The following is a 2,742-nucleotide window of genomic DNA, read 5'->3' as shown; positions in this document are numbered from 1 at the left end:
CCGGAGCACATGGTGCCGTCGGTGGTCGTCGTGCTCGACGCGCTGCCGATGACGCCCACCGGCAAGCTGGACCGCCTCGCGCTGCCGGTGCCCGACCACCTCGGCACGGAGGGGCGGGCGCCCGCGACACCGCGCGAGGAGGTCCTGTGCGGGCTGTTCGCGGAGGTGCTCGGCGTCGAGCGGATCAGCCCCGACACCGGGTTCTTCGACCTCGGCGGCCACTCGCTGCTGGCGATGCGCCTCGTGGGCCTGGTGCGCGCCGCCCTCGGCGTGGAACTGCCCGTGCGCGCGCTGTTCGACGCGCCGACCCCTGCCGGGCTCGCCCGAGCCCTCGCGGGCGCCGACGCGGCGCGGGTCCCGCTGACCGCCCGCCCCCGACCCGGGCGGATCCCGCTGTCGCCCGCTCAGCGCAGGCTGTGGTTCCTCAACGCCTACGAACCCGACGGCTCCACCTACCACACGCCCACCGCCCTGCGGCTGCGCGGCGAGGTCGACCGGGACGCCCTCGCGGCCGCGCTCGTCGACGTCGCCGACCGGCACGAGGCGCTGCGCACGACCTTCCCGGAGGACGCCGAAGGGCCCCACCAGTGGATCCTCCCCCCGGGTTCGGTACCCGGGCTGACCGAGCGGGACACCACGCCCGACCGGCTCGACGAGGTGCTGCGGGCCGAGGTCGAACGCCCGATCAGGCTGGACGTCGAGGCCCCGTTCCGGGCCCACCTCGTGCACGTCGGCCACGACGACCACGTCCTCCTGCTGGTGGCGCACCACGTGGCGGTGGACGAGTGGTCGATGGGCGTCCTCCTGCGCGACCTGACCGCCGCCTACGCGGCCCGCCGTGCCGGGACCGCCCCGGACTGGGCGCCGCTGCCCGTCCAGTACGCGGACTACGCGCTGTGGCGGCGGGACGTGCTCGGCGACGACGCCGCGGACGGCGAGGTCGCCCGCCAGGCCGCGAGCAGGCTGCGGTGCCTGGCCGGGCTGCCCGAGCAACTGGAGCTGCCCGCGGACCGGCCGCGCCCGGCCCACCCCGACCACCGCGGCGGCGCCGTGGCGTTCACCGTGCCCGCCGACGTGCACGCGGGCCTCGCCTCGCTCGCCCGCGCCCACCACGCCACGGTGTTCATGGTCCTGCACACCGCGCTCGCGGTCCTGCTGACCCGGCTCGGCGCGGGCACGGACATCCCGGTCGGGACCCCGGTCGCGGGCCGGTCCGACCCGGCGGTGGCGGACGTGGTCGGGCTGTTCCTCAACACCCTCGTGCTGCGCGTCGACACGGCGGGCGACCCGGACTTCACCACCCTGCTCGGCCGGGTCCGCGACGGCGACCTGGCCGCGCACGACGAGCAGGACGTGCCGTTCGAGCGGCTGGTGGAGCTGCTCAACCCGACCCGGTCGACCGGCAGGCACCCGCTGTTCCAGGTGCTGCTGTCGACGCACACCGCCGCGCCGCCCCCGCCCCCCTGGCCCGGGGCCGAGGTCTCCGGCCTGCCGCTCGGCACCGGCAGCGCGCGGTTCGACCTCGCGTTCGAGGTCGGGGAACTGCCGGGGGGCGGGCTCGACGCGGTCCTGGAGTACCGGCTCGACCTGTTCGACGAGGCCACGGCCCGAGCTCTGGCGACGTGGTTCGGGCGGGTGCTGGAACAGGCGGTGGCCGATCCCGGTCGGCGGCTGGGCCGGTTCGAGCTGCTGGGGGCGGACGAGGTGCGCCGCGTCGTCGTGGAGTGGAACGGGTCGGACGTGGTCGGCGCCGTGGACGACGTGTGGGACCTGCTCGGCGCGCAGGACCCGGCGGCGGTCGCGGTGGAGTGCGGCGACGCCGCGCTGACCTACGGCGAACTGGTCGCGCGCGCGGAGCGGGTGGCGTCCGGATTGGTCGCGCGGGGCGTCGGCCCCGAGGACTTGGTGGGCGTGCTGCTGCCCCGGTCGGTGGACCTGGTCGTGGTGCTGCTGGCGGTGTGGCGGGCGGGCGCCGCGTACCTGCCGCTCGACGGGGGCTGGCCCGCCGGGCGGTTGTCCGCGGTGGTCCAGGACGCCCGGCCCGCGCTGGTCGTCACCGAGGACGTGGCGGCGGAGCTGTCGGCCGGCGGCGGCACGCTGCCCGGTGGACCCGTGTGGCCACGGCAGGCCGCGTACGCGATGTACACGTCGGGGTCGACGGGTCGGCCCAAGGGTGTGGTGGTGTCGCGGGGGAATGTGGCGAACCTGTTGGCGGACATGCGGGTTCGGTTGGGGTTGTCGTCGTCGGACCGGTGGTTGGCGGTGACGACGGTGGGGTTCGACATCTCGGTGCTGGAGCTGTTCGGTCCGCTGACCTCCGGCGGCCGGGTCGTCCTCGCGGGGGAGCGCGACGTCCGCGACCCGGCGGCCCTGCGCGTCCTCGTCGAGCGCTGCGGTGTCACGGTCGCGCAGGCGACGCCCACCCTGTGGGACGTGGTGCTGGCGAGCGAGCCCGCGACGGTCGACGGGCTGCGGGTGCTCGTGGGCGGCGAGGCGCTGCCCGCCGGCGTCGCGGACGGGCTGGCCGCGCGGGCCGCGTCGGTGCTCAACGTGTACGGGCCCACCGAGACCACCGTGTGGTCCACCAGCGCTCCCGTGCGCGGCGGGGACCTGCCCTCCATCGGCGGCCCGGTGGCGCGGACCCGGGTGCACGTGCTCGACGAGCGGCTGCGCCCGGTGCCGGTCGGCGTGCCCGGTGAGCTGTACATCGCCGGGGCCGGCGTCACCCGCGGCTACCTGGCG

General features: G+C 76.6%; 1 protein-coding gene. It reads left to right on the top strand.

Going from position 1 to position 2,742, the window contains the following annotated elements:
• Positions 1-21: 21 nt before the first annotated feature.
• A partial coding sequence (locus tag ACFV4N_RS42450) for a non-ribosomal peptide synthetase (protein WP_499678356.1) occupies positions 22-2,742 on the top strand: 2,721 nt, incomplete at its 3' end.

It is taken from the genome of Actinosynnema sp. NPDC059797 (assembly GCF_042732085.1).
GTDB lineage: Bacteria > Actinomycetota > Actinomycetes > Mycobacteriales > Pseudonocardiaceae > Actinosynnema.
The sequence above is the reverse complement of the archived record's forward strand: the minus strand, read 5'-3'. Positions and strand labels throughout refer to the sequence as shown.